The 24,594-nt window shown below is 70.5% G+C and carries 20 protein-coding genes and 2 pseudogenes; 13 read left to right on the forward strand and 9 right to left on the reverse strand.

The genetic code is table 11. The features are described from left to right. Positions 1–118 precede the first annotated feature (118 nt). The 6 genes from ACFU6I_RS00375 to ACFU6I_RS00400 all read left to right on the forward strand — a co-directional run bounded on the left by ACFU6I_RS00375 (position 119) and on the right by ACFU6I_RS00400 (position 9,174). Positions 119–1,318: a sensor histidine kinase gene (locus ACFU6I_RS00375; RefSeq protein WP_384359818.1), complete on the forward strand. Its 1,200-nt coding sequence runs from the start codon at positions 119–121 to the stop codon at positions 1,316–1,318. 218 nt (positions 1,319–1,536) lie between these two features. Continuing rightward, positions 1,537–2,892: a sensor histidine kinase gene (locus tag ACFU6I_RS00380; protein ID WP_384359820.1), complete on the forward strand. Its 1,356-nt coding sequence runs from the start codon at positions 1,537–1,539 to the stop codon at positions 2,890–2,892. Between the two features lie 204 nt (positions 2,893–3,096). Beyond that, complete coding sequence (locus tag ACFU6I_RS00385; RefSeq protein WP_384360205.1) at positions 3,097–3,756, forward strand: LuxR C-terminal-related transcriptional regulator; 660 nt, start codon at positions 3,097–3,099, stop codon at positions 3,754–3,756. A gap of 262 nt (positions 3,757–4,018) precedes the next feature. Further along, positions 4,019–5,992, forward strand: coding sequence for a 2-oxoacid:acceptor oxidoreductase subunit alpha (locus ACFU6I_RS00390; RefSeq protein WP_384359822.1), 1,974 nt, complete (start codon positions 4,019–4,021; stop codon positions 5,990–5,992). After that, a complete protein-coding gene (locus tag ACFU6I_RS00395; protein WP_384359824.1) occupies positions 5,985–7,064 on the forward strand; it encodes a 2-oxoacid:ferredoxin oxidoreductase subunit beta in 1,080 nt (359 codons plus the stop codon). Before ACFU6I_RS00390 ends, ACFU6I_RS00395 begins: the two co-directional genes overlap by 8 nt. A 154-nt stretch (positions 7,065–7,218) precedes the next feature. After that, the gene (locus tag ACFU6I_RS00400; RefSeq protein ID WP_384359826.1) at positions 7,219–9,174 is read left to right on the forward strand and encodes an APC family permease; all 1,956 of its coding nucleotides are present in this window, start codon (positions 7,219–7,221) and stop codon (positions 9,172–9,174) included. Here the strand turns inward: ACFU6I_RS00400 and ACFU6I_RS00405 are convergent. Further along, positions 9,162–9,545 carry a winged helix-turn-helix transcriptional regulator gene (locus ACFU6I_RS00405; RefSeq protein WP_384359828.1) on the reverse strand — a complete coding sequence of 128 codons (384 nt, stop codon included), beginning with the start codon at positions 9,543–9,545 and terminating at the stop codon, positions 9,162–9,164. The genes ACFU6I_RS00400 and ACFU6I_RS00405 overlap by 13 nt on opposite strands. A gap of 110 nt (positions 9,546–9,655) precedes the next feature. Here ACFU6I_RS00405 and ACFU6I_RS00410 point away from each other — a divergent pair, with 110 nt between their 5' ends. Next, on the forward strand, positions 9,656–10,516 hold the full coding sequence (locus tag ACFU6I_RS00410) for an SDR family oxidoreductase (protein WP_384359830.1): 861 nt from the start codon (positions 9,656–9,658) through the stop codon (positions 10,514–10,516). 129 nt (positions 10,517–10,645) lie between these two features. Beyond that, complete coding sequence (gene rarD / locus ACFU6I_RS00415; protein WP_384359832.1) at positions 10,646–11,638, forward strand: EamA family transporter RarD; 993 nt, start codon at positions 10,646–10,648, stop codon at positions 11,636–11,638. Here the strand turns inward: rarD and ACFU6I_RS00420 are convergent. After that, positions 11,601–12,977: pseudogene (locus ACFU6I_RS00420) on the reverse strand (MFS transporter); the annotation flags it as partial. The gene rarD and the pseudogene ACFU6I_RS00420 overlap by 38 nt on opposite strands. A gap of 104 nt (positions 12,978–13,081) precedes the next feature. On the opposite strand from ACFU6I_RS00420, the gene ACFU6I_RS00425 reads away from it, so the two are divergent. From ACFU6I_RS00425 to ACFU6I_RS00445, 5 genes are all read left to right on the forward strand, one after another. Beyond that, entirely contained in the window at positions 13,082–13,531 is a 450-nt protein-coding gene (locus ACFU6I_RS00425; protein WP_384359834.1) for a winged helix-turn-helix transcriptional regulator, read from the forward strand. Between the two features lie 72 nt (positions 13,532–13,603). Beyond that, positions 13,604–15,145, forward strand: coding sequence for an FAD-dependent monooxygenase (locus ACFU6I_RS00430; protein WP_384359836.1), 1,542 nt, complete (start codon positions 13,604–13,606; stop codon positions 15,143–15,145). 108 nt (positions 15,146–15,253) lie between these two features. Beyond that, positions 15,254–15,460 carry a hypothetical protein gene (locus ACFU6I_RS00435; RefSeq protein ID WP_384359838.1) on the forward strand — a complete coding sequence of 69 codons (207 nt, stop codon included), beginning with the start codon at positions 15,254–15,256 and terminating at the stop codon, positions 15,458–15,460. Positions 15,461–15,871: 411 nt separating this feature from the next. Further along, positions 15,872–16,678 carry an HAD family hydrolase gene (locus ACFU6I_RS00440; RefSeq protein WP_384359840.1) on the forward strand — a complete coding sequence of 269 codons (807 nt, stop codon included), beginning with the start codon at positions 15,872–15,874 and terminating at the stop codon, positions 16,676–16,678. 141 nt (positions 16,679–16,819) lie between these two features. Beyond that, entirely contained in the window at positions 16,820–17,374 is a 555-nt protein-coding gene (locus ACFU6I_RS00445) for a flavodoxin family protein (protein WP_384359842.1), read from the forward strand. A gap of 84 nt (positions 17,375–17,458) precedes the next feature. On the opposite strand, the gene ACFU6I_RS00450 is transcribed toward ACFU6I_RS00445, so the two are convergent. From ACFU6I_RS00450 to ACFU6I_RS00480, 7 genes and pseudogenes are all read right to left on the reverse strand, one after another. Continuing rightward, complete coding sequence (locus tag ACFU6I_RS00450; protein ID WP_384359844.1) at positions 17,459–18,082, reverse strand: TetR/AcrR family transcriptional regulator; 624 nt, start codon at positions 18,080–18,082, stop codon at positions 17,459–17,461. A 203-nt stretch (positions 18,083–18,285) separates the two neighbouring features. Then, positions 18,286–19,170, reverse strand: coding sequence for an ABC transporter permease (locus ACFU6I_RS00455; protein ID WP_384359846.1), 885 nt, complete (start codon positions 19,168–19,170; stop codon positions 18,286–18,288). Then, positions 19,157–20,143 (reverse strand): ATP-binding cassette domain-containing protein, encoded by a 987-nt coding sequence (locus ACFU6I_RS00460; protein WP_384359848.1) that lies wholly within the window; start codon positions 20,141–20,143, stop codon positions 19,157–19,159. The genes ACFU6I_RS00455 and ACFU6I_RS00460 overlap by 14 nt, the downstream gene beginning before the upstream one ends. A gap of 89 nt (positions 20,144–20,232) precedes the next feature. After that, on the reverse strand, positions 20,233–21,471 hold the full coding sequence (locus ACFU6I_RS00465) for an outer membrane lipoprotein carrier protein LolA (protein ID WP_384359850.1): 1,239 nt from the start codon (positions 21,469–21,471) through the stop codon (positions 20,233–20,235). 296 nt (positions 21,472–21,767) lie between these two features. Continuing rightward, on the reverse strand, positions 21,768–22,316 hold the full coding sequence (locus ACFU6I_RS00470; RefSeq protein WP_384359852.1) for a DUF1062 domain-containing protein: 549 nt from the start codon (positions 22,314–22,316) through the stop codon (positions 21,768–21,770). A 211-nt stretch (positions 22,317–22,527) separates the two neighbouring features. Next, positions 22,528–22,986, reverse strand: a pseudogene (locus ACFU6I_RS00475) (hypothetical protein). A gap of 194 nt (positions 22,987–23,180) precedes the next feature. Further along, positions 23,181–24,191 (reverse strand): polyprenyl synthetase family protein, encoded by a 1,011-nt coding sequence (locus ACFU6I_RS00480; RefSeq protein ID WP_384359854.1) that lies wholly within the window; start codon positions 24,189–24,191, stop codon positions 23,181–23,183. Between the last annotated feature and the right edge of the window lie 403 nt (positions 24,192–24,594).

Below are 24,594 nucleotides of genomic sequence, written 5' to 3' on the forward strand. Positions count from 1 at the left end.
CTAGGCCCTGTTAAAGAGGCGGTAAGCAGCCGCGTCGGGCAAAGGGTGGGGTTATCCCTACTTCGCCCCGCCCATGAACCCCATGGCGTGCACAGGCCCGGCCCGGCAGGCTGGGCGCATGACCTCGAGCTCCCCGGCGCCCGACGGCGACCGGCCGCCGCCCGCCCGCTTCGCACTGGATCCGTGGACGTGGAAGGAGATCTCCTATCTCCTGTCCAACCTGCCGGTGGCGATTGCCGGGTTTGTTTACACAATTTTCATGATCACCGTCGGTGTGGGGCTTTCCCTCACGGTGGTGGGTCTGCCGCTTCTCGCCGGCGGGCTGCAGGGGGCGCGGCTGCTCGGCAGGGTGGAGCGGGGCCGGGCCCGTGCGCTGCTCGGGGTGCGGATCGACGAGCCGAGCGCGACCGCGCTGGGCCGCCGTGACCGCGGCGTCCTTCCGTGGCTGTGGTCGAGTCTCATGGATCCGGTGGCCTGGCGGGCGGTGCTGTATTCCTTCATGCGGCTGCCCTGGGGCGTGCTCACGTTCACGGTGACGTTGCTGAGTCTGTTCGTCCTGTGGCCCGTGCTGCCCTTCACGGCGCGGCTGCTGACCAACGCGGACCGGGCCATGGCGCGGGGACTGCTCTCGCCCTCGGACGAGCTGGAGCGCAGGATCGCCGAGCTGGAGTCGGACCGGGGTGTGGTCGTGGACACCGCCGCCGCCGACCTGCGGCGCATCGAACGCGATCTGCACGACGGCGCGCAGGCCCGGCTCGTCGCCCTCGCCATGGATCTCGGTCTGGCGAAGGAGAAGCTGGCGCAGGACCCCCAGGCCGCCGCCCGCATGGTCGACGAGGCGCACGGCGAGGTGAAGGTCGCCCTCCAGGAGCTCCGCGACCTCGCCCGGGGGATCCATCCCGCCGTCCTCACCGACCGCGGCCTGGACGCCGCGCTCTCCGCCATCGCCTCCCGCTGCACCGTCCCGGTCACGGTGGGCGTGGATCTGCCGTCGCGGCCCGCGCAGGCCATCGAGGGGATTGCGTACTTCACCGTGTCCGAGCTACTGCAGAACGTCAGCAAGCACAGTGGTGCGCGTTCGGCGTCCGTCGAGGTGTGGCGGTCGGGGGAACGGCTGCTGATCCAGGTCAGTGACGACGGCCGGGGCGGGGCGCGGATGGACGGCGGTACGGGGATGTCCGGGCTGGCGGAGCGGCTGGGGGCGGTGGACGGGCTGTTCGTCCTGACGTCGCCGGTCGGCGGGCCGACGACGGTCGTGGCCGAGTTGCCCTGGCGGGACCGGGGCGGGGACGGCGCGGGCGTCGCGAAACGGCCGTAGGGCCTTTCCTGCGGAATTCGGACCCGGCTCCCTGCTCCGGTCCGAATTCCGCGGGAGGGGGCCCAGGCCGCAGTCGGGGGTGGGGAAAACCCCCGGTCGAAAAGGGATACCGGCCTCATGGTGAGGAGTCCCGCCGCACAGCACTCTTGAGGTGGCGGCCTGTGCGGGCTGCCGAAGAGGAACCACTCCACCCGCCGAGCAGAGAAACGGACGGCACCATGGCCACGGCATACGGACCGGACACTCGCGACCCTCAGCGGTCCGGTTCCGGCCCCGAGGACCACCCTTCGGTGAAGCACGTCGTTCCCGCGGTGCTGCGCGCGCCGTTCGAGGCGAGGACCTGGCGCGAGTTCGGCTATCTGTTGCTGAGTCTGCCCATCAGTGTGGTGCTGTTCAGCCTCGCGATCACTCTGACCTCCGCCAGTGCGGGTCTGCTGATCACGTTCGTCGGCATTCCGCTCCTTGCCGGCACCCTGGCCATGTGCCGCGGTTTCGGTGCCATGGAGCGGGTCCGGGCGCGGGGGCTGCTGCGGCTCCGGGTGGCGGATCCGGCGCCGGTGCGCGGCAGGACCGGCGGGCCGATGTCCTGGGTCGGTGCGGTGCTGAAGAGCGGGGCGTCCTGGCGGCACCTTCTCTATGCGCTGCTGCACTTCCCGTGGGCGGTCTTCGCGTTCACCGTCTCGTTGACGTTCTGGGCGTACGGATGGGCGGCCCTCACGTATCCGTTGTGGCAGTGGGTCTTCCCTGCGTACGCGGGGATCGACGGCATCCAGCTGTACGGCGACGCCACCCACGACGTCTATCTCGACTCACCCTTCGAGCTGGCCGTGACCAGTGCGTTCGGCCTGATACTCGTGCTGGTCACCCCGTGGATCATCCGTGGTCTGACGTCCGTGGACCGGGTGATGGTGTACGGGCTGCTCGGGCCGTCCCGGCTGGCGTCGCGCGTTTCGGAGCTGGAGTCGGACCGGGGTGTGGTCGTGGACACCGCCGCCGCCGACCTGCGGCGCATCGAACGCGATCTGCACGACGGCGCGCAGGCCCGGCTCGTCGCCCTCGCCATGGATCTCGGTCTGGCGAAGGAGAAGCTGGCGCAGGACCCCCAGGCCGCCGCCCGCATGGTCGACGAGGCGCACGGCGAGGTGAAGGTCGCCCTCCAGGAACTCCGCGACCTCGCCCGCGGGATCCATCCCGCCGTCCTCACCGACCGCGGCCTGGACGCCGCGCTCTCCGCCATCGCCTCCCGCTGCACCGTCCCGGTCACGGTCGAGGTGGACCTGGCGTCGCGGCCCGCGCAGGCCATCGAGGGGATTGCGTACTTCACCGTGTCCGAGCTGCTGCAGAACGTCAGCAAGCATGCGTACGCGACGCGTGCGACGGTTGATGTGTGGCGTACGGCCGACCGGCTGATGCTGCAGGTCACGGACAACGGGCGGGGTGGCGCGGACCTGTCGGCGGGCAGCGGTCTGGCCGGTCTGACCGAGCGGCTGGACGCGGTGGACGGCGTCCTCGTCGTCGACTCCCCGGTGGGCGGGCCGACGCGGGTCACGGCCGAGCTGCCGTGGCGCGGCTGAGGCGGACCGTCCGGCCCGCTGCCGCTGTCCCTTCTCATCCCCCTCACGGGCGTTTCCTCGCCCCGTCCGTGCCCTCGAGCATTCGGCACAGTCCCCATCGGCGGGCCGATGCTGGGATGCTGGAGGGGCCAGGGGACGGATTTCCGTCGGCCGCGGGCCGGCGGACCAGTGCAGTGGGGAAAAAGCGTCGTGGTGGAGGACAGGGTGCGGGTGGTCATCGCCGAGGATTCGGTACTGCTTCGGGAGGGACTCACCCGGCTGCTGACCGATCTCGGGCATGACGTCGTCGCCGGGGTGGGGGACGCCGAGGCGCTGATCAAGACGGTGGGCGACCTCGCCGCCCGGGACGAGCTGCCTGATGTGGTCGTCGCCGATGTGCGGATGCCTCCGACCCACACCGATGAGGGCGTACGGGCGGCGGTGCGGCTGCGCAAGGAGTATCCCGGCATCGGGGTCCTGGTCCTTTCGCAGTACGTCGAGGAGCAGTACGCGACCGAGCTGCTGGCCGGCAGCAGCCGGGGGGTGGGGTATCTGCTGAAGGACCGGGTCGCCGAGGTCCGTGAGTTCGTCGACGCCGTGGTCCGAGTGGCACAGGGCGGTACGGCGCTGGACCCTGAGGTGGTGGCGCAGCTGCTGGGCCGGAGCCGTAAGCAGGACGTCCTGGCCGGGCTGACGCCGCGCGAGCGCGAGGTGCTCGGTCTGATGGCGGAGGGGCGGACGAACTCCGCGGTCGCCAGGCAGCTGGTGGTGAGCGACGGCGCGGTGGAGAAGCACGTCAGCAATATTTTCCTGAAGCTCGGGCTCTCGCCCAGTGACGGGGATCACCGCCGCGTGCTGGCCGTTCTGACCTATCTCAAATCCTGAGAATCTGACACCCTGCCAGGTCATCCGAGGCCGATCGAGGGCCTGGGACCAAAGGATGAGCGCCGAGAAGCAGCGAACGACGTCGACCGACAGCCCAGAGGGGTTCGCGGAATATGACAAAGCGGTACAAAATTGCATCTCATAGTGGCGTCCACCATGTGACCGTTCCAGGGAAGGCGACCCTTACCGACGTAGGGTGGGCTTGGGGACCGCCGGCGGGCCGGACGGTCCCGAGCCGCCGCCCCGAGGGAGGTCCAGTTCAGTGACCAGCCAGGTCAGTAGCCCAGCCGGACAGGCCGACGAGACCAACGACGCCGATCAGGCCGGCGAGACTGTTCTCGGGGGACAACGCGCCCCCCATTCCGAGAAAGCGGGCGTCGGCGAGAAGGAGATCCGCCGCCTGGACAGGGTGATCATCCGTTTCGCGGGTGACTCCGGAGACGGCATGCAGCTCACGGGTGACCGGTTCACCTCGGAGACGGCGTCGTTCGGGAACGACCTGTCGACGCTGCCGAACTTCCCGGCCGAGATCCGGGCCCCCGCAGGTACCCTGCCGGGCGTCTCGTCGTTCCAGTTGCACTTCGCCGACCATGACATCCTCACGCCGGGCGATGCCCCGAACGTGCTGGTCGCGATGAACCCCGCCGCGCTGAGGGCGAACATCGGCGATGTGCCGCGCGGCGCCGAAATCATCGTCAACACCGACGAGTTCACCAAACGCCCGATGGCGAAGGTGGGCTACGAGACCAGCCCGCTGGAGGACGGCTCGCTGCAGGCGTACAACGTCCACCCGGTGCCCCTGACGACGCTGACGATCGAGGCGCTGAAGGAGTTCGGGCTCTCCCGCAAGGAGGCCGAGCGCTCGAAGAACATGTTCGCGCTCGGGCTGCTCTCCTGGATGTACCACCGGCCGACCGACGGCACCGAGGCGTTCCTGCGGGCGAAGTTCGCCAAGAAGCCGCAGATCGCCGAGGCCAACGTGGCGGCGTTCCGGGCGGGCTGGAATTTCGGTGAGACCACCGAGGACTTCGCGGTCAGCTACGAGGTGGCGCCCGCGACGCAGGCGTTCCCCACCGGTACGTACCGGAACATCTCCGGGAACCTGGCCCTGTCGTACGGGCTGATCGCGGCGGCCCGGCAGGCGGACCTGCCGCTCTACCTGGGCTCGTACCCGATCACCCCGGCTTCCGACATCCTGCACGAGCTCAGCAAGCACAAGAACTTCGGCGTCCGCACCTTCCAGGCGGAGGACGAGATCGCGGGCATCGGCGCGGCGCTCGGTGCGGCGTTCGGCGGTTCGCTCGGGGTGACGACGACGTCCGGTCCGGGTGTGGCGCTGAAGTCGGAGACCATCGGCCTGGCCGTCTCGCTCGAACTGCCGCTGCTCATCATCGACATCCAGCGCGGCGGCCCGTCGACCGGTCTGCCGACCAAGACCGAGCAGGCGGACCTGCTGCAGGCGATGTTCGGGCGCAACGGCGAGGCCCCGGTGCCGATCGTGGCGCCGAAGACGCCGGCGGACTGCTTCGACGCCGCGCTCGACGCCGCCCGGATCGCACTGACGTACCGCACACCGGTGTTCCTGCTCTCGGACGGTTACCTCGCCAACGGCTCCGAGCCGTGGCGGATCCCCGAGGTCGACGAACTCCCCGACCTGCGCGTGCAGTTCGCCTCCGGACCCAACCATGAGCTGGCCGACGGCACCGAGGTCTTCTGGCCGTACAAACGCGATCCGCAGACCCTGGCCCGCCCGTGGGCCGTCCCCGGCACTCCCGGTCTCGAACACCGCATCGGCGGCATCGAGAAGCAGGACGGCACCGGCAACATCTCGTACGACCCCGCGAACCACGACTTCATGGTCCGCACCCGCCAGGCGAAGGTCGACGGCATCGAGGTCCCCGACCTGGAGGTCGACGACCCCTCCGACGCCCGGACCCTGGTGCTCGGCTGGGGCTCCACGTACGGCCCCATCACCGCCGCCGTCCGCCGGCTGCGGGCGGAGGGACAGTCGATCGCGCAGGCCCATCTGCGCCACCTCAACCCCTTCCCGCGGAATCTGGGCGAGGTGCTGGAGCGTTACGACAAGGTGGTCGTCCCGGAGATGAACCTCGGCCAGCTCGCCATGCTGATCCGGGCGAAGTACCTGGTGGACGCCCACAGTTACAACCAGGTCAACGGAATGCCGTTCAAGGCCGAGCAGCTCGCCACAGCTCTCAAGGAGGCCATCGATGCCTAACACCGACCAGGCACTCCCCACCGGGCTCCCGGCACTGCAGCTGGTGCCCAAGGCCGAGGCCAAGCAGTCCATGAAGGACTTCAAGTCCGATCAGGAAGTGCGCTGGTGCCCCGGTTGCGGTGACTATGCGGTTCTCGCCGCCGTGCAGGGGTTCATGCCCGAGCTCGGTCTGGCGAAGGAGAACATCGTCTTCGTCTCCGGCATCGGCTGCTCGTCCCGGTTCCCGTACTACATGAACACGTACGGGATGCACTCGATCCACGGCCGGGCCCCGGCCATCGCGACCGGGCTGGCGTCCTCGCGGCGCGACCTGTCCGTCTGGGTCGTCACGGGCGACGGCGACGCGCTGTCCATCGGCGGCAACCACCTCATCCACGCGCTGCGGCGCAATGTGAACCTGAAGATCCTGCTGTTCAACAACCGGATCTACGGGCTCACCAAGGGGCAGTACTCCCCCACGTCCGAGGTCGGCAAGATCACCAAGTCGACGCCGATGGGCTCGCTCGACGCCCCGTTCAACCCGGTGTCGCTGGCCCTCGGCGCGGAGGCGTCGTTCGTCGCCCGCACCGTGGACTCCGACCGCAAGCACCTCACCGGCGTGCTGCGCGAGGCGGCCGCCCACCCGGGCACGGCGCTGGTGGAGATCTACCAGAACTGCAACATCTTCAACGACGGCGCCTTCGAGGTCCTCAAGGACAAGGACAAGGCCGAGAACGCGGTGATCCGGCTGGAGCACGGACAGCCGATCCGCTTCGGCACGGGACAGTCCAAGGGCGTGGTGCGCGACCCGGCCACCGGCGAGCTCAAGGTCGTCGAGGTCACCGCGGAGAACGAGTCGCAGGTCCTGGTCCACGACGCGCATGCCGACAGCCCCACCACGGCGTTCGCGCTGTCCCGGCTCGCCGACCCCGACACGCTGCACCAGACCCCGATCGGGGTCCTGCGCAGCGTCGAGCGGCCGGTGTACGACACGCAGATGGCCGACCAGCTGGACACCGCGGTCGAGCAGAACGGCAAGGGCGATCTGGCCGCGCTGCTCGCGGGCAACGACAACTGGACGGTCGTCGGCTGAGGGGTGTCCCGGCGGATCGGGGTCGGACCGTTCCACTCGTCGCGGCCCCGGCCGATCCGCCGGACACCCCCCGGGACGTCATGAGGCGCACCGTACGGGTGCCCGGCCGGGGAGTCTTCACCGCTCCCGGCCCGGCACCCGTTCTCATGTGCCCATGGCCCTGGACCGTCCCGCGTACCGCATCAAACGACACCTGCTCGGCAAACCCCTCACCACCGAGCGAATCAGTGACGAGAAACTGAACAACCGGACGGCGCTCGGGGTGCTCGCCTCGGACTGCATCAGTTCGTCCGCGTACGGCTCCGAGGAGATGCTCCGGGTCCTCGTGCCCGTCGTCGGGGTGGCTGCCTTCACCCTCCTCATGCCGGTGACCGGCGCGATCCTGCTGGTCCTGCTGCTTCTGACGCTCTGCTACAGCGATGTCGTCATGATCTACACGCGGGCGGGCGGCTCGTACGTGGTCGCCCGGGAGAACTTCGGGCCGAACGTCGCGCAGATCGCCGCCGTGGCGCTGCTCGTCGACTACATCGTGACCGTCGCCGTCCAGGTGTCGGCCGGCACGAACGCCCTCATCTCCCTCGCCCATCTGGCCGGGGGCGGCTGGACCGGCCTGGACCATCTCCAGCTGCCGGTCTCCGTCGCGGTGATCGTGCTGCTCGCGTACGGGAATCTGCGCGGCATCCGCGAGGCGGGCCGGACCTTCGCGCTGCCCGCCTATCTGTTCATGGCCGCGGTCGGTCTGGTGCTGCTCGTCGCCGCGGTGCGCGGGCTGACGGGCGAGCTGCCAAAGGCCGATCTGCATGCCGCCGGGGTGGTTCCGCAGGGGACGCCGGGCAGCGGCTGGGCATACGGCGCATCGCTCTTCATCGTGCTGCGCTCCTTCGCCAACGGCGGCTCGTCGCTCACCGGACTCGAAGCGATCTCCAACGGCATCTCCGCGTTCCGCGAACCGCAGGGCCGCAATGCCCGCCGCACCCTCGTCGCGATGAGCTGTGTACTCGGCATCCTCGTCCTCGGCGTCTCCACGCTGGCGCACTTCACGCATGCCGTCCCGTACATCGACGGCACGCCGACCGTCATCGCGCAGGAGGCTCACCTCGCCTTCGGTGCCGGCCCGCTCGGGACGGCCGGGCTGGTCTTCGTCCAGCTGGCGACGGCACTGGTCCTCTACACGGGTGCCAACACGCCCTTCACCGGCTTCCCGTTCCTCGCCAGTTTTGTCGCCGAGGACCGTTTCCTGCCGCGGGTACTGACCCGCCGCGGGCACCGGCTGGCCTTCTCCAACGGAATCATCGCGCTCACCGTCGTCTCGCTGGCGCTGCTGCTCGTCACGGGCGCCAGTGTGGACAAGCTGGTGGCGCTCTACGCGATCGGCGTGTTCACCGCGTTCACCATGGCGGGGTCCGGGCTCACCGCGTACCACCTGCGCCGCCGCGAGCGGTACCGCCGGCTGAAGATCGCGGTCAATGGGCTGGCCGCGGTCAGCTCGGCGGCCGTGGTTCTGATCTTCGCGGTCACCAAGTTCACCGAGGGCGCCTGGCTGGTCGTGATCGTCTTCCCGCTCGGCGTCTGGGCGTTGATGCGGATCAACCGCGAGTACCGACGCGAGGCCGCCGCACTGCACAGCCTCCAGGCCCCGGGCGCAGACCGGCCGCAGGTCCGGCGTCATCTGGTGTTCGTCCTCGTGGAGACGCTGGACCTGGCGACCCTGAAGGCACTGCGGTACGCCCATGAGCTGCGCCCGGACGAGATCCGGGCGGTGCACTTCGCGATCGACGAGGCGCACGGCAGGCGGCTGGCCGCCCGCTGGGAGGCGACAGCCGCGACCTCCGTGCCGCTGGAACTGGTGGCCTGCCCCGACCGGCGGCTGCGCCATGCGATGCGGGAGCTCGCGACCCGCACCACGGCGGACGGACAGACGTCGCTGACGGTCCTGGTGCCACGGCGGCTGTACCGGAACGCGCTCGGCAAGATGCTGCACCGGGGCACCGGCGAGGCGATGTCGAAGGCGCTGGCGCAGCTGCCGCATGTGGCGGTGACGATCCTGCCCTTCGATGTCTCACGGGCGCTGCGGGAGCTGGAGGAGGGGCGGGCGCCTCAGCCGGACTGATCCTGCTTCCGGGCGTCGTACGACTCGCGGGCGGCGTGCACGGCGTCGACACGCCGCTCCGTCCAGCGCGCCAGCCCCCACACCTGCTCGGCGGCCTCCTTGCCCAGCTCGGTGAGCGTGTAGTCCACCCGCGGCGGGATCACCGGCTTGGCATCCCGGTGCACGAAGCCGTCGCGCTCCAGCGTCTGGAGGGTCTGGGCCAGCATCTTCTCGCTGACGCCGCCGACCTCGCGGCGCAGTTCGCTGAAGCGGTAGGAGCGCTCCAGCAGGGCGGCCAGGACGAGGACGCCCCAGCGGCTGGTGACGTGTTCGAGCACCAGGCGGGAGGGGCACATCTGCTGGTTCACATCGGGCACCTTGCTTACGCTCATGCCAGTACCTTACTTCAAAGTGGGTACTTTCTCATGGTTAGTGCATCCCGTAGGGTGAGCGACAGAGAGCACGAACAAGGACCAGAGCAGCCAAAGAGGAGAAACCCCCCATGAGCATCGTCGTCACCGGAGCCACCGGAGAGCTCGGCAGTCTCGTCGTCGACCGACTGCTGGAGACCGTGCCCGCGAGCGGGATCGCCGCCGTCGTCCGCAACGAGGAGAAGGCCGCCGGCCTCGCCGCCCGCGGTGTCGAGCTCCGGGTCGCCGACTACGACCGCCCGGAGACCCTCGCCGGCGCCTTCAAGGCCGGGGACCGCGTCCTGCTCATCTCCGGCAGCGAGGTGGGCAAGCGCGTGCCGCAGCACACGGCGGTCATCGACGCGGCGAAGGCGGCGGGCGTCGCGCAGCTCGCGTACACCGGAGTGCTGGGCGGCCCGGACGCCGACTTCCAGCTGGCCGCCGAGCACAAGGTCACCGAGCAGCTGATCCTCGACTCCGGCCTGCCGTACACCTTCCTGCGCAACGGCTGGTACACGGAGAACTACACGGCGAACCTCGCCCCGGTCCTGGAACACGGCGCCGTCGTCTCCAACGCGGGCGACGGCCGGGTCGCCTCCGCCACTCGCGCCGACTACGCGGCCGCTGCGGCCGCCGTACTGACCGGCGAGGACCACCTCGGCAAGGCCTACGAGCTGAGCGGCGACGTCGCCTGGTCGTTCGCCGAGTACGCGGCCGAGGTGTCGAAGGCCACCGGCAAGGAGATCGCGTACAACAACGTCCCGGCCGCCGTGCACCAGGAGATCCTGGTCGGCGCCGGTCTGCCCGAGGGCTTCGCCGCGATCCTCGTCGACGTCGACGAGGCGATCGCGCGCGGCCTGCTCGCCGGTACGAGCGGCGACCTGGCCCGCCTGATCGGCCGCCCGACGACGCCGATGGCCGAGACGGTGGCCGCCGCGGTCGCCGCCGCCTGAGCCCTCGCCCCGGACCGGAAGGGCCCGCTGTCATGACCGTATTGCGATACGGCTATGACACCGGGCCCTCCCGGCGATACCGTCGTGCAGTCGGCGGAGCAGTCGACGCGAGGGATGCCGGGAGGGCCCGTGAAGGGGACAAATGAACAGCGGGCGGGCTTGTTGTCCGGCATCGGCGCCTACGGTCTGTGGGGGATCGTCCCGCTCTTCTGGCCGCTGCTGAAGCCGTCCGGCGCCATCGAGATCCTGGCCCACCGCATGGTCTGGTCGCTCGCCGTCGTCGGCATCGCGCTGCTCGCGCTGCGCCGCTGGGCGTGGATCGGCGAGCTGATACGCCGACCGAGGAAGCTGGGGCTGATCACGGTCGCCGCGGCCGTGATCACCGTCAACTGGGGTCTGTACATCTGGGCCGTGAACAACGGCCAAGTCGTCGAGGCATCGCTCGGCTACTTCATCAACCCCCTGGTCACCATCGCCATGGGCGTCCTGCTCCTCGGTGAGCGGCTGCGCCCCGTGCAGTGGGTGGCGGTCGGCACGGGCGTCGCGGCCGTGCTCGTGCTGGCGATCGGTTACGGACGTCCGCCGTGGATCTCGTTGACGCTGGCGTTCTCCTTCGCGACGTACGGCCTGGTGAAGAAGAAGGTCGACATGGGCGGCCTGGAGTCGCTCACCGCCGAGACCGCGGTGCTGTTCGTCCCCGCGCTCGGCTATCTGCTGTGGCTCGGTGCGCAGGGCGACGCGACGTTCGTCTCCGGTGGCGCCGGCCATGCGGCGCTGCTCGCCGCGACGGGTGTCGTGACGGCCACGCCGCTGGTCCTCTTCGGTGCGGCGGCGATCCGCGTCCCCCTCTCGACGCTGGGCCTGCTGCAGTACCTGGCGCCGGTCTTCCAGTTCATCCTCGGCATCGTCTACTTCCACGAGGCGATGCCGCCGGAGCGGTGGGCCGGGTTCGCGCTGGTGTGGCTGGCGCTCACGCTTCTGACGTGGGACGCGTTCCGGACGGTGCGGCGGACGAGGGCGCAGGCCGCGCGGCTTGCGGCGACGGCGGCGACACCGACGACGCCGGAGCGGACGTCTCCGGCAACCGGCGCGGACTCCTCGTACGCAGCCCGAGAGCACTGACCAGCGCGCCCAGCGTCACCATCACCACCGGCACGACGAGCGCCGCACGGAAGGCGTCCAGGGTGGCTCCGGGCGTGCCGTCCGTGCCCGCCGAGGCGAGCCCGTACACCGCCGTCACCGCGGAGATGCCGACCGCTGAACCGAACTGGGTCGAGGTGTGCAGCAGCCCGCCCGCCAGCCCCTGCTCACTGTCGGGCACGCCGTCGGTGGCCGCGATCGTCAGCGGACCGTAGGCGAGGGCGAAGGCGGTGCCGGTGAGGAGCAGCGTCGGGAACATCGCCGCATACGACCAGTTGGGCCCGACCTGCAGGAAGAGTCCGTACGAGACGATGGCGACGACGAATCCGCCGAGGATGACCCGCGCATTGCCGTAACGGTTCACCAGCCGAGGGGTGAGCGTCGGTGCGATGACCGCGTCGGCGCCCATCACCACCAGGGCGAGGGCGGTCTGCAGTGCGGACCAGCCGCGCAGCTCCTGGAGATACAGCGTCACCACGAACTGGAACCCGAAGAAGGACCCCACGAAGAGCAGGGCACCGAGGTCGGCCCGGACCATCGAGGCCCTTCGCAGCAGGGAGAGCCGGACCAGCGGGGCGGGCGAGCGGCGTTCGATCAGGACGAAGACGGCGATCAGGAGAAGCCCCGCCGCGAAGGCTGCGGCGGTCCACGCCCAGTCCGTCGTGCCGTGTTCCAGGCGCACGATCCCGTACGCGAGCAGCAGCATCGCCCCGGCGGCAGCGGCGGCACCCGGCAGGTCGAAGCCGCCGGTGCGGACCGGGCGCGCCTCCGCGGGGACGGTGCGGAGCGCGGCGATCAGGATCCCGCCGGCCAGCAGGACGGGCGCGAAGAACACCCAGCGCCAGCCGAGCTGGGTGAGCAGCCCGCCGATGACGAGCCCGAGCGAGAAGCCGCCCGCCGCGGTGCCCGCGAAGACCAGCAGCGCCTTGTTGCGCTGCGGCCCCTCCTCGTACGAGGTGGTGATGAGCGCCATGGCGGCGGGCGTCATGAACGCGGCGGCCACCCCGGTGACGAAGCGGGCGAGGATCAGTATCCAGCCCCGCTCGGCGAAGCCTCCGAGTCCGGAGAAGACCAGGAAGACGGAGAGCCAGACGAGGAACATCCGGCGCCTGCCGAACAGGTCGGCGGCGCGCCCGCCGAGCAGGGTGAACCCGGCATAGCCGAGGACGTAGGCACTCATCACCCAGGCGGTGGCACCGGTCGGCAGGGAGAGATCGGATCTGATCGAGGGGACCGCGACGGCGAGCATGGCGACATCGATGCCCTCCAGAAAGATCGTGCCGCAGAGGACGAGGAGCAGGGCCCGGGCGCGCGAGGGCATGGTGGACACAGGTGTCTCCTTGATGGGGCGGGCATGGGGAGTTACTCGGAAGCGGGTCGGTTCCCTCTTGTAACCACTGGCATCGTGCGCCAGCATCAACAGCCATGGAAGAAGGCACTTCGAAGTCACCGAGTCACCTCGGAGGCACCGTCGACGACGCGGCCCTCGTCGGCGACCCCGACCCGTTCCAGTGGGACACCCGCGAGGGCTGCGAGGTACGGCAGATCCTGGACCGGGTCGCCGACAAGTGGTCGCTCCTCGTCATCGCCCTGCTCGACCGCCGCAAGCTCCGCTTCACCCAGTTGCGCCGCGAGATCGACGGCATCAGCCAACGGATGCTGACCGTCACGCTGCGCCAGCTGGAACGCGACGGCCTGGTCGAACGGACGGTCCATGCCGTGGTGCCGCCCCGCGTGGAGTACGAGCTGACGCCGCTCGGCGGCACACTGCACACCACGATCCGGGCACTCGTCACCTGGACCGAGGAGCACCAGGGCGAGATCGCGGCGGCGCGCGCCGACTACGACGCCCGCGAGGCCGCCGACACGCATTGATGTTTACCCGGTTGCTTTCTTAACCTAGTTACGATTTCCTGGGGACAGTGGAACCGCACCCGAGGAGCAGGCATGACCGACGTACTGATCGTGGGAGCCGGACCGACCGGACTGACCCTGGCGTGCGATCTCGCCCGACGTGACATCGCCGTACGGATCGTCGACAAGTCCGGTGATTTCCCGCGCAGTTCGCGGGCGAAGGGGCCCAATCCCCGCTCCCTCGAGGTGCTTGAGGATCTCGGCGTGGTCGACGAGGTCCTGGCGGCGGGCGCGATGCCGCCGCCGATGCGCAAGTACCGGGGCAAAGTGGCGATCGCCGACGCCGACCCGTTCGAGGGGTCGGAGCCGACGCCGGACGCCCCGTACGACCGCTCGTGGCTCATCGCGCAGTGGCGGCTGGAGGAGATCCTGCGGGCCCGGCTCGCTGAGTACGGGGTACGTGTCGAACTGGGCGCCGAGGTGACGGGGCTGGTGGAGACGGACGCCTCGGTGACCGTCGCCTTCGCCGACGGCAGCGAGACGGGCACGGCCTACGTGGTGGGCTGCGACGGCGCCCACAGCGCGGTCCGCAAGCTGCTCGGGGTGCCGTTCGAGGGGCGGACGACGCAGGAGCAGATGATGGTCTGCGGCGACGTCGAGGTGGAGGGTCTCGACCGCGGGATCTGGCACCAGTGGTTCGACGAGGACGGCGCCGTGATGCTGTGCCCGATCCCGGGCACCCCGTCGGGCTGGTGGTTCCAGGCCGGGCCCGAGACGGACGCCGCAGGGGCCCCCGTACCGCCCTCGCAGGAAAGCTTCCGGCGGCTCTTCGCCAAGCATTCCGGCCTCCCGGGCACCCGCCTGTCGAACGCCACCCTGCTGTCGACGTACCGGGTCAACGAGCGCATGGCCGACCGCTACCGGGTGGGCCGCGTCCTCCTCGCGGGCGACGCCGCACATGTGCACGCGATCGCGGGCGGGCTGGGCATGAACACCGGCATCCAGGACGCGTTCAACCTGGGCTGGAAGCTCGCCCTCGTGGCGACCGGACGGGCGGGTACGGGCCTGCTCGACACCTACGAGGAGGAGCGGTTGCCCGTCGCCGCCCGGACCATCGGCCTCGCCTCCGACCGGCTGCGGGAGACCCTGGAGGCGATCAGGAAGCCGGGCGGCGGACTGGATGCGGCGAACGCCGCGGAGACCATGGGACTGGACGGGAACTACCGCTGGAGCTCGCTCGCCCGGGACGGCGCGGCCGACGGTCCCCGCGCCCGGCTGCGGGCGGGCGACCGCGCCCCGGACGCCCCGTGTCGCGACGCGGGGACAGGCGCGCGGGTCCGCCTGTTCGAGACGTTCGCCGGGCCGCACTTCACGCTGCTGGGCTTCGGTGCGGGCGCGGCGCAGGCGCTGCGGGAGGTGGCGGCGGAGTACGGCGACATGGTGCGCGTGCACGCGGTGGACGGCGGCGGCCACGGGGGCCTCACCGACGACGAGGGGCACGCCCGCTCGGCGTACGGGATCACCGAGGACGCCCTCGTCCTGGTCCGCCCCGACAACTACGTGGCGCTCATCGCGCGCGCCACGGACCACGGAGCCGTCGCGGATCACCTGGACCGTACGGCATTGGGGCGATGACGGCGCGTGTCCCGGTGAGTAAGCGCAGTCATACCGTCTGCTTATATTTCGCTAACACCTATGACCCGAACCCGGCACTTCGAGAGACACTCCCGCACACTCTGGGGCGTGGCGACCGCCACCGTGGCCGTCTCCGCCGTCATCTGCGCAGCCACACCCACCGCACGCGCCGACACCGCGCAGATGGTGCACCCTTCCGGACTCGGCCCGGCCGACCCCTGGTACCGCCTCCAGAGCGCTCCCGGCAGCGCGGACCCGACTTCGGGGGGTCAGGAAATCGCGCGGCCGGCGTCCACCTGGGCAACATCCCGATGAGCCGCGCCGCTGACGGCTCCCCGCGGACGGGCTCAGCCCGTCGCGGCGGCCACCCGGTCCATCACGCGCCGCCGCTGCGCGCGCCGCCGCTCGCGTTCCGCCGCGCTCGCCATGCGTTCCCGGTGGAAGCGGAGCACGTCCTCTCCCCTGCCCCGCCCGCCCCGGCTCCGGAGACCCGAACCGTCGTACGCCCACGGGTGTGTCGGATCCGGTCGCCGGGCCGGTGGCCGCGGATCTCGGGACTGGGACCACAGCCCGCTCACCGGCGCGAGCCCGGAGATCATCACGATCGCTCGCGCTGTGCAATTCCTGCGCATATGCCCCTGCCGGACTGTCCGCCGCACCCGGATCCCGACCGTCCGCGCAGGTCAGGGCCGTACGCCCGGAAGCGGATCTCCCTAGGGTTGTGGCATGCCCACCCCACCCATATATGCCCTCGTCGCCACGGACCTGGACGGCACCCTGCTACGCCGCGACGACACCGTGAGCCCCCGCTCCCGTGCCGCGCTCGCCCGGGCCGCCGCGTCGGGGGCCCGGCACATCGTGGTCACCGGACGGCCGGTGCCCGGCGTACGGGACCTGCTCGCGCGGCTGGAGTACCGGGGTCCGGTGGTCTGCGGGCAGGGCACGCAGCTGTACGACGCCGGGGCCGGCCAGATCATTCGCACGGCGACCCTGGACCGGGACCTGGCGGACACCGCGCTCGGCAAGATCGAGGCCCAGGTCGGGCCGGTGTTCGCGGCCGTGGACCAGGACGGAACCGACGGGCGGACGCTGATCGAGCCGGGGTACCTGATGCCCCACCCCGCACTGCCCGCCGTATGGGTCGGCCACCGCGAGGAACTGTGGGAGGCGCCGATCGTCAAGGTCCTCGTCCGCCACCCCGACCTGACGGACGACGCACTCGCGGAGGCGGCCCGCGCGGTCGTCGGTGACCTGGCGACCGTCACCCTCTCCGGCCCCGGCACCGTCGAACTCCAGCCGTACGGCGTCGACAAGGGCACCGGGCTGGCCCTGGCGGCCGAGACCCTGGGGGTGGATCCGGCGGCCACGATCGCCTTCGGTGACATGCCCAACGACCTGCCGATGTTCCGCCGGTCCGGGCACGGCGTCGCGATGGCCAACGCCCACCCCGAGCTGAAGGCGGCAGCGGACGAGGTGACGCTGACGAACGAGGCGGACGGGGTCGCGGTGGTGCTGGAGCGGCTGTTCGGCTGATCCCGGCTGTGCGCATGGTCCCGGCGGCGACCGTGCTCCCGGGCGGTGCCCCGTTCCCAATTTCCATGCACGTGCATATAGTGCAGACACGTACAGTCGTTGTGCGCAAGGCATCCGATGCGTCCACGGGGAGAAGTCGCCATGACCACCGCTCGTTCATTCCTGTTCCTGCTGGGCAGCACCCGCACCGACGGCAACACCGAGGAACTCGCCCGACTCGCCGCCGAGCAGCTGCCACCCGAGACCGAACAGCGCTGGCTGAGCCTGAACGAGCTGACGCTCCCCGACTTCGAGGACCTGCGGCACGAGGGCGACGGCAGCTACCGCGCACCCACCGGGAACGCCGCCACCCTGCTGGACGCGACGCTCGGCGCGACCGATCTGGTCCTGGCGTCACCGCTGTACTGGTACGCCATGTCCACCTCCACCAAGCGGTACCTGGATCACTGGTCGGGGTGGATGCGGGTGCCCGGCGTCGACTTCAAGGAGCGAATGGCCCGACGGACCCTGTGGGGCGTCACCGCGCTCGCGACGGCCGATCCGAGCGTGGCCGAGCCGGCCACCGGGACGCTGCGCACCATCGCGTCGTACATGCGGATGGAGTGGGGCGGGATGCTGCTGGGGCTCGGCAACCGGCCCGGCGACGTACTGAACGACACGGCCGCCGCCACCCGCGCCAAGACCTTCTTCGGCTGACCCGGGGCGCCGGCCGTCAGGTGCCGGGCCCGCGCCGGTACCGCCGCACCAGGAACACGACCACCGGCGCGGGGACACCGGTGATCATCCCGCGATCGGTTCCCGCATCCGACCGGCGTCCGTCGCGGAAGCCCGCAGCGCGCACAGCACATGCGCGACCAGTGCGGCGATCGTCGCCTCGTCCTGGACCGGCTTGCGCAGCACATGGCGGTAGTAGACCGGCCCGTAGAGCATCTCCACGGCCAGCGGCAGATTCGCGTCCGGCGGGATCTGGCCCTGTTCCTGGGCTCGGCGCAGCCGGTCGACCGCCTGGGCGAAGCGGGGTTCGATCAGTTGCGTCCGGACCGTTTCGGCGAGTTCGTCGTCGTGGTGGACCTCGGAGAGGATCCCGGCGTACGCGGGGCCGAACGGCGCGGTGGCGAGCAGATTCACCGCGCCCGACACATGGGTGCGCAGGTCGGCGGCGATGTCGCCGGTGTCGACGAACGGGGTGGCGTCCACCAGCGCCTCCGTGAATGCCTCCAGGATCACCGCGCTCTTCGACGGCCACCAGCGGTAGATCGTCTTCTTGCTGACGCCGGCCCTGGCCGCGATCGCCTCGATGGTGACGCGGCCGTACCCCTTCTCCGTGCACAGGGCGAGCGCGGCCTCCAGGGTCGCCCGTCGCGATCGCTCGCTGCGGCGCAGGGAACTCGACGATGTGATCATTCCGTGAGCATAGGCGCGTTTGATCTGATTCTTGTTGACAGCCCGTCGCCAAAAGTCGAACAATGTTCAAGCGGAAACGGAACGTGCCGTGTCGGTCCGTTCCGACTGTTCGCACCGTTCGTGCCGTACGTGCCGCGACGAGCCGATCGGGGGACGGCTCGCCCGGCCGACGGCGCGGCCGGACCCGACGAAGGCCCGCCCGCTCAGGCCGTGATGTCCTTCGTCGTGAAGCGCGCCCAGGCCGCCGAGCCGAACACCGCCGCGTACAGCCCCTGCAGCCCCAGGTTCTTGACGATCCCGTCCCAGTAGACGGGATCGCGCAGCAGGTCCGCGAAGGACAACCAGTGGTGCGGGAAGAGATACGGGTGGATGCCGCTCAACTGCGGGATCGTGTCCAGGATCTGTACGGTGATCAGCACCCCGACCGTCGCGGCCATCGCCGCGATCCCGCTGCCGGCGAGCGTCGAGATGAACAGTCCGAGCGCCGCGAACCCGATGAGTGACGCCGCCACCGTCACCGCGATCAGGCCGGCCCGCAGGAGCCCCTCGCCGACGCCGATCCGGGTCCCGGAGATCGTCGTGACCTCGCCGACCGGGAAGAGCAGCGCCCCGACGACGAGCGCCGACACCGCCACGACGAGGGTCGCGGTCAGGCAGAACGCGAGGGTGGCGGTGTACTTGGTCAGCAGCAGCCGGGTCCGGCCCGCGGGTGCGACCAGCAGATAGCGCAGGGTGCCCGCGCTGGCCTCGCCCGCGATCGCGTCGCCCGCGACGACGCCGACGGCCAGCGGCAGGAAGACCGGAAGCGTCACCGCCAGGGCGGCGAAGACCAGGAACAGGCCGTTGTTGGTCACCTGGGAGAGGAACGCCGGGCCCCCGCCGTCGGGCGGCCCGGCGGGCGAGCCGTCGCTCGTCTGGACCTTCACCGCGATCCCGATCAGCACGGGGACGGCGGCCAGCACCCCGAGCAGCGCGAGCGTGCGCCCGCGGCGCAGGGTCGTGGCCAGTTCGGAGCGGAGGATCCCGAACGTCCACAGCGGGCAGCGGGAGCGGCCCGCCCGCACGGGTGCGATTTCAGCCTGCGACATCGAAACCCTCTCCGGTGAGTGCGACGAAGGCGTCCTCCAACGAGGCCCGTTCGACGCCGAAGGAACGTACGCGTACACCGCCGTGGACCAGCGCCCCGCTCAGGTCGGCGAGCTCGACCTCGCGCGGTGGGGGTTCGGCGGTGACCCGGTCGCCGTCGACGGTGACGCCGGTGAGGCCGTGTTCCTTGAGGATGCGGGCGGCGTCGGCGGGATCGGGAGTGGTGACGGCGAGCCTGCCGCGGGTGCCGGCCGCGAGGTCGGCGACCGGCCCCTGGGTGATCAGCCGCCCCCTGGCCATGACCGCGGCGTGCGTGCAGACCTGTTCGATCTCGTCGAGGAGGTGGGAGGAGAGGAAGACGGTGGTGCCGTCCGCCGCCAGTTCCCGGACCAGGGTGCGGATCTCACGCATGCCCTGCGGGTCGAGTCCGTTGGTCGGCTCGTCCAGGACGAGGAGACGGCGCGGCTGCAGCAGGGCGGCGGCGAGCCCGAGGCGCTGCTTCATGCCCAGCGAGTACGCCTTCGCCTTCTTGCCCGCCGCGGCGGCGAGTCCCACCCGGTCCAGGGCGGCGGCGACCCGGGCGTGGCGGGTGCGCGGATCGGCGGTCGGGTCGGCGGAGTCGTACCGTACGAGGTTGTCCCGGCCGGTCAGGAACGCGTACAGCGCGGGTCCTTCGATCAGCGTTCCGACCTGCGGGAGCACGGTGCGGGCGGCGCCCGGCATGGGGTCGCCGAGGACCCGGGCGGTACCGGACGTCGGAGCGATCAGCCCCATCAGCATCCGGATCGTGGTGGTCTTCCCGGAGCCGTTGGGCCCGAGGAAGCCGAAGACGCTGCCGTCGGGAACGCTGAGGTCGAGTCCGTCGACGGCGAGTTGGCCGCCGCGGTACCGCTTGGTGAGACCCCGGGTCTCGATCACGGCCGTTCCGGTCCGGGGCACCACCGAGGACTCGGTCACGGCACCGGGCTCTGTCATGCGCAACTCCCCATGGTTCGGGTAACGGAACGCCCCGCCGTACGGAGGGTACGGCGGGGCGGTGGTGCGGTGCAGGAAGGACGGGAACGTCAGTTGGCGGCGCTGTCGGCCGCCTTGACGAGCGCGTCCTTGGTGACCGCACCGACGTAGACCTTGCCGTCGTCCGTCATCAGGGCGTTGACCAGGCGGGTCTTGAAGACCGTGCCGGAGCCGAACTTTCCGGTGACCTTGTCGCCGAACGAGTCCAGGAACTGCTGGGCCGCGGGCGGAACATCCGCATTCTTCTCCGACGAGGGGAGTCCCTCGCCGGCCGGTGCCTCGATCGCGTAGATCGCGCCCCAGCCCTCGCCGATGACCTTCGCGCCTCCGCCGCCGGCGATCTTGTCCAGACCGGTCAGTCCCTCCGGCCCCTTCTCGACGTCCTTCTCCGCCTTCGCCTCGCCCGCCTCGGTCACCTCGGTGCCCTTGGGCGGGGTGAACGTGAACGAGGACGCGGCGGGCCTGGAGAAGTCGACGCTGGTGAACCCGGCGTCGATCACCGCCTTGCCACCGCTGCTCGGGGAGAGGGTGAACTTCAGCGGTACGCCGTTCTTCGCATCGACTGCAACGGTGATCGCGCCGATCGTCGAGCCGCTCTGCTTGGGCTTGATGACCAGCTTGTACGCATCACGCCCGGCGACCTGCGCCGTGCCGTCGACCGTGACGGAGGTGGTGGAGTCCGCCGCCTTGAGCGCCTGCTCGGCCAGCGCCTTCGGTGTGGTCGGCACGCCCTCCGGGGCCGTGCGCCCCTCGTGCTTCCCGGCGTCCGGGGCCTTGTCGGTGGTCGCGTGGTACGCCTCGTCGGACTTGCTGTCGTATGCCCACAGCTGGTCCCCGTTGCGGATCACGCTGTACTCGGCGGCGCTGTCCAGAATGGAGACGCGCTGCTTGTCGGGGCCGTCGGCGGCCACCCGCAGCGTGTGCGTGCCGGAGGCGAGCTCCGTCAGCCTGTCCTTCGGGGCGGCGCTCGAACCACCCTGCTCGCCGCCGGCGCTCTGGGCGAACGACTCGGCCAGACCACCCAGCGACGGGATGCCGAGGTCGCTGCTGACCCGTACCGTGCCGGAGAGCTGCTGGGTGTCCGAGGCCGCGATCTTCTCGATGAGCTTCTGTGCGCTGATCTTCGGCAGTTCGGGGTCACCGGAGTCCGCGAGCGCCGGGACCAGACCGATCGTCGCGGCCGCCACCCCCGCCACCGCGACCGGGACGACGTAGCGGGCCGCCTTTCTGCGGGCGGCCGTGGTGCTCGTGGCGCTGCCGGTGGTCTCTGCGCTGTCGTTCGGTGCCATGTGTGCCCTACCTCCGTGGTCGGCGGCTTCCGTCCGGATGCACTCGTCCACTCCGTGCCGCCGTTCTCACCCGATGTGGTCAGGAGTGGTTGTTCTCCATCTGACCAAAATCACCGGGCGGAATCATCAACCCGCGGAAGCAACTGCGCCTACCTCTTCGGTATGACACAACACGGTCGTCCCTCCCCCGACCCGTAGGGGTAGGGGCCGGCGAACGCCGCTGAAGCCTCCGCACGAGCGGACCAGGGGCCTGTCCGGCGGATCCTGCCGGACAGGCCCCTGGCCGCGAGGAGGGCTCAGCGCTTGAGCATGAAGGTGAAGTCGCCGGAGAGCCTGCCGCTCAGCCGGACCGCCGAAACGAGTTTCCCCTCCGTGATCAGTCGCTCGACCTCGGCCCGCGAAAGACCGCAACCGTCAGCGATCAGTCGCACCGGCCGGACAGGGATCCGCGCCGCAAAGCGGACCGAGACGTCGATCACCTCGCGGTCCGGTTGATCCGATCCGCCGGTGTCGAGGCGCCACGCGTCGTCCCAGTCGAGGGCGATGCGATTACGGCGCCGCACGACCGGATCCTGGAGCAGTTCGGCCGCCAGGCCGGGGTCGTTGTCATGCAGCCGGTCCAGCAGCTCAGGTCGTACGGAGCGCACGTGCATCCGCTCCAGGACCGTGAGCTTTGCCGTGTCCCCGCAAGCGGTACAGAGGACGAGGAGCCAGGCGTCGAGGAGCTTGTGGTTTGCGTTGACACGAAATTTTCCGTTTGCCCGGAAGCGCTCGGACGCGCACGCGTGGCAACGGCGGAGAACGGTCGGCAGGCAAGTGGGCATGACCACCCAGGTTTTGAGCACAGAAGTACCCCGGTTCCAGTGAGAAGTCCGCAGCAAAAAGGAGCGCGGCGCACATGCGCGACGCGCGACACATCAGCTCTCGGGAGGTCTCACAGGGTGTACAACGGCACGTCCTTGCCTGGACAACTTGGCTCGGCAGCACGGTAGGGCAGCACAGCGGCGCTGTTCCACCGGTTTTCCAGCGCCTCACCGCCAGGTTCCGTCCGGCGGATCATGGACGGATCCGGACCCGGATCGCGGCGACGACGACGGTGCCGTGGAAGACGTGGGCCGGCTCGTCGTACCTCGTGGCCACGGCCCGGAAGTTCGGATGTGGCGTCTGCGCAGGTAGCGGGTTACAGCGGGAGTTGTACGCCTTGCACGACTGGAACGAGCTGCGGTGCGTCGCCCCACTGCCCTCGTGTGATCACGAATGACAGCGGGCGGCACCACCTTCACCGGCCGGATGGATCTTCCAGGCCGGTCCGCCCCGGGAGCGTCCGCGTCCCTCGTCGGGCCGGTGCTGTCGGCTGGCGAGCTCCTCCTGGTGCCCCGGCACCCTGCGGTGGCTCTTCCAACGCCCGCCCCGCCGAACCGTCCTGGGCACATGTGGCTTCGACCGGGCCCACTCGCCGTTCGTCGGATTCCCCGTCCCACGACGGGTGCAACGCCCCCGGCCCGAACCCGTCACATGATCCGCCGGAGGGGCACTGGGGGGTGTCGGAAGTCCCGCCTGCCCCGCGACACCTGGCACGCACGCTCGCTGCGTTGTCGGGGTCATCCGAGTACGTCCAGTACGAGGACGACCCTCCGCCTCGCGATCGCACGCACCGGACGCCGCCGGGCCCACCCTCCGGACGGACGGCGGGACTTCCGACACACGCCCTAGCCCGCGCGGTGCACCACGGCGTCGCACAGCTCTTCCAGTGCGGCCTTCGCGTAGCACTCGGGAAGCGGCTTCAGGGTCGCCCGCGCCTCCTCCGCGTACCGGACGGTGTCGCGCCGGGCCTGCTCCAGCGCCGGGTGCGTCCGCAGCCGGCCGAGCGCCTCGGCCAGCCGGTCGTCGTCGCTCAGGTCGCCGTCCAGCAGCTCAATGAGCTCCAGGTCGTCCGGCTTGCCTGCGGCCGCCGCCTGCGCCCGCAGGTGCAGGACGGGAAGCGTCGGGATTCCTTCGCGCAGATCGGTGCCGGGGGTCTTGCCGGACTCGTGGCTGTCGGAGGCGATGTCGAGCACGTCGTCGGCAAGCTGGAAGGCGACGCCGAGCCGTTCACCGTACTGGGTGAGGATGTCGACGGCGGACTCGTCGGCGCCGGCCATCATCGCGCCGAACCGGCACGCCACGGCGATCAGCGAGCCGGTCTTGCCGCGCATCACGTCGAGGTAGTGGTCGACCGGGTCGCGGCCGTCGCGCGGGCCGGCGGTCTCCAGGATCTGTCCGGTGACCAGGCGTTCGAACGCCTCGGCCTGGATGCGTACGGCCTCCGGGCCGAGGTCGGCCAGGATGTGCGAGGCGCGCGCGAAGAGGAAGTCGCCGGTCAGCACGGCCACCGAGTTGCCCCAGCGGGTATTGGCGCTGTCGACGCCGCGGCGTACGTCCGCCTCGTCCATCACGTCGTCGTGGTAGAGCGTCGCAAGATGCGTCAGCTCGACGACCACGGCGGACGGCACGACGCCCGGCGCGTCCGCGTCGCCGAACTGGGACGCCAGCATCGCCAGCAGTGGCCGGAAACGCTTGCCCCCGGCCCGTACGAGATGCTGCGCGGCTTCCGTGATGAACGGGACGTCGCTCTTGGTGGCATCCAGCAGCCCCGCCTCGACAGCGGCCAAACCGGTCTGGACATCGGCCTCAAGAGCCTGGTCCCGCACGCTCAGTCCGAACGGCCCGACGACGGTCACGAGGGGATCTCCTGTCTGCTGACGATCACACGGAATGTCGATGTGTCGCTGTCATCACTCAACTCAGCGTATCCGGTCCCGTTTGGATCACCGTGGGCGCCTTCCCGCCACCGCCGGTATGTTCGTGATCAGCTCATACGATCAGGAGTAGGCCCTTTGTCCCACAGCGCTGCCGCCCTCGACGAGACAGAGCCGCCAACCGCCGACGACCACGCCTGTTCCGGCCGGTCACGGGGGCTGATGACCCTGTCCTGCCCGGAGGTCCGGAAGCGGTTCTCGTTCCTCGGCACGCAGGCCGCCCCGGTCCTCCGTTTCGCCGACACGGTGGCGGCCCGACACGGTGGCGAACGGCACCGTGGTGCGGGCCGGTCCGGCCGTCTTCGCGGCCGGCCCCTGGCTCAGG

It is taken from the genome of Streptomyces sp. NPDC057486 (genome assembly GCF_042802415.1).
Taxonomy (GTDB): Bacteria; Actinomycetota; Actinomycetes; order Streptomycetales; family Streptomycetaceae; genus Streptomyces; species Streptomyces yanii.

Bases quoted from the DNA above. Each gene is read 5' to 3' on its own strand.
- ACFU6I_RS00410 (WP_384359830.1), top strand. From the start codon at position 9,656: ATGAGCATCGTCGTCACCGGAGCCACCGGAGAGCTCGGCAGTCTCGTC.
- ACFU6I_RS00400 (WP_384359826.1), top strand. From the start codon at position 7,219: ATGGCCCTGGACCGTCCCGCGTACCGCATCAAACGACACCTGCTCGGC.
- ACFU6I_RS00395 (WP_384359824.1), top strand. From the start codon at position 5,985: ATGCCTAACACCGACCAGGCACTCCCCACCGGGCTCCCGGCACTGCAG.
- ACFU6I_RS00455 (WP_384359846.1), bottom strand. From the start codon at position 19,170: ATGTCGCAGGCTGAAATCGCACCCGTGCGGGCGGGCCGCTCCCGCTGC.
- ACFU6I_RS00465 (WP_384359850.1), bottom strand. From the start codon at position 21,471: ATGGCACCGAACGACAGCGCAGAGACCACCGGCAGCGCCACGAGCACC.
- ACFU6I_RS00450 (WP_384359844.1), bottom strand. From the start codon at position 18,082: ATGATCACATCGTCGAGTTCCCTGCGCCGCAGCGAGCGATCGCGACGG.
- ACFU6I_RS00460 (WP_384359848.1), bottom strand. From the start codon at position 20,143: ATGACAGAGCCCGGTGCCGTGACCGAGTCCTCGGTGGTGCCCCGGACC.
- ACFU6I_RS00380 (WP_384359820.1), top strand. From the start codon at position 1,537: ATGGCCACGGCATACGGACCGGACACTCGCGACCCTCAGCGGTCCGGT.
- ACFU6I_RS00440 (WP_384359840.1), top strand. From the start codon at position 15,872: ATGCCCACCCCACCCATATATGCCCTCGTCGCCACGGACCTGGACGGC.
- ACFU6I_RS00375 (WP_384359818.1), top strand. From the start codon at position 119: ATGACCTCGAGCTCCCCGGCGCCCGACGGCGACCGGCCGCCGCCCGCC.
- ACFU6I_RS00445 (WP_384359842.1), top strand. From the start codon at position 16,820: ATGACCACCGCTCGTTCATTCCTGTTCCTGCTGGGCAGCACCCGCACC.
- ACFU6I_RS00405 (WP_384359828.1), bottom strand. From the start codon at position 9,545: ATGAGCGTAAGCAAGGTGCCCGATGTGAACCAGCAGATGTGCCCCTCC.
- ACFU6I_RS00425 (WP_384359834.1), top strand. From the start codon at position 13,082: ATGGAAGAAGGCACTTCGAAGTCACCGAGTCACCTCGGAGGCACCGTC.
- ACFU6I_RS00430 (WP_384359836.1), top strand. From the start codon at position 13,604: ATGACCGACGTACTGATCGTGGGAGCCGGACCGACCGGACTGACCCTG.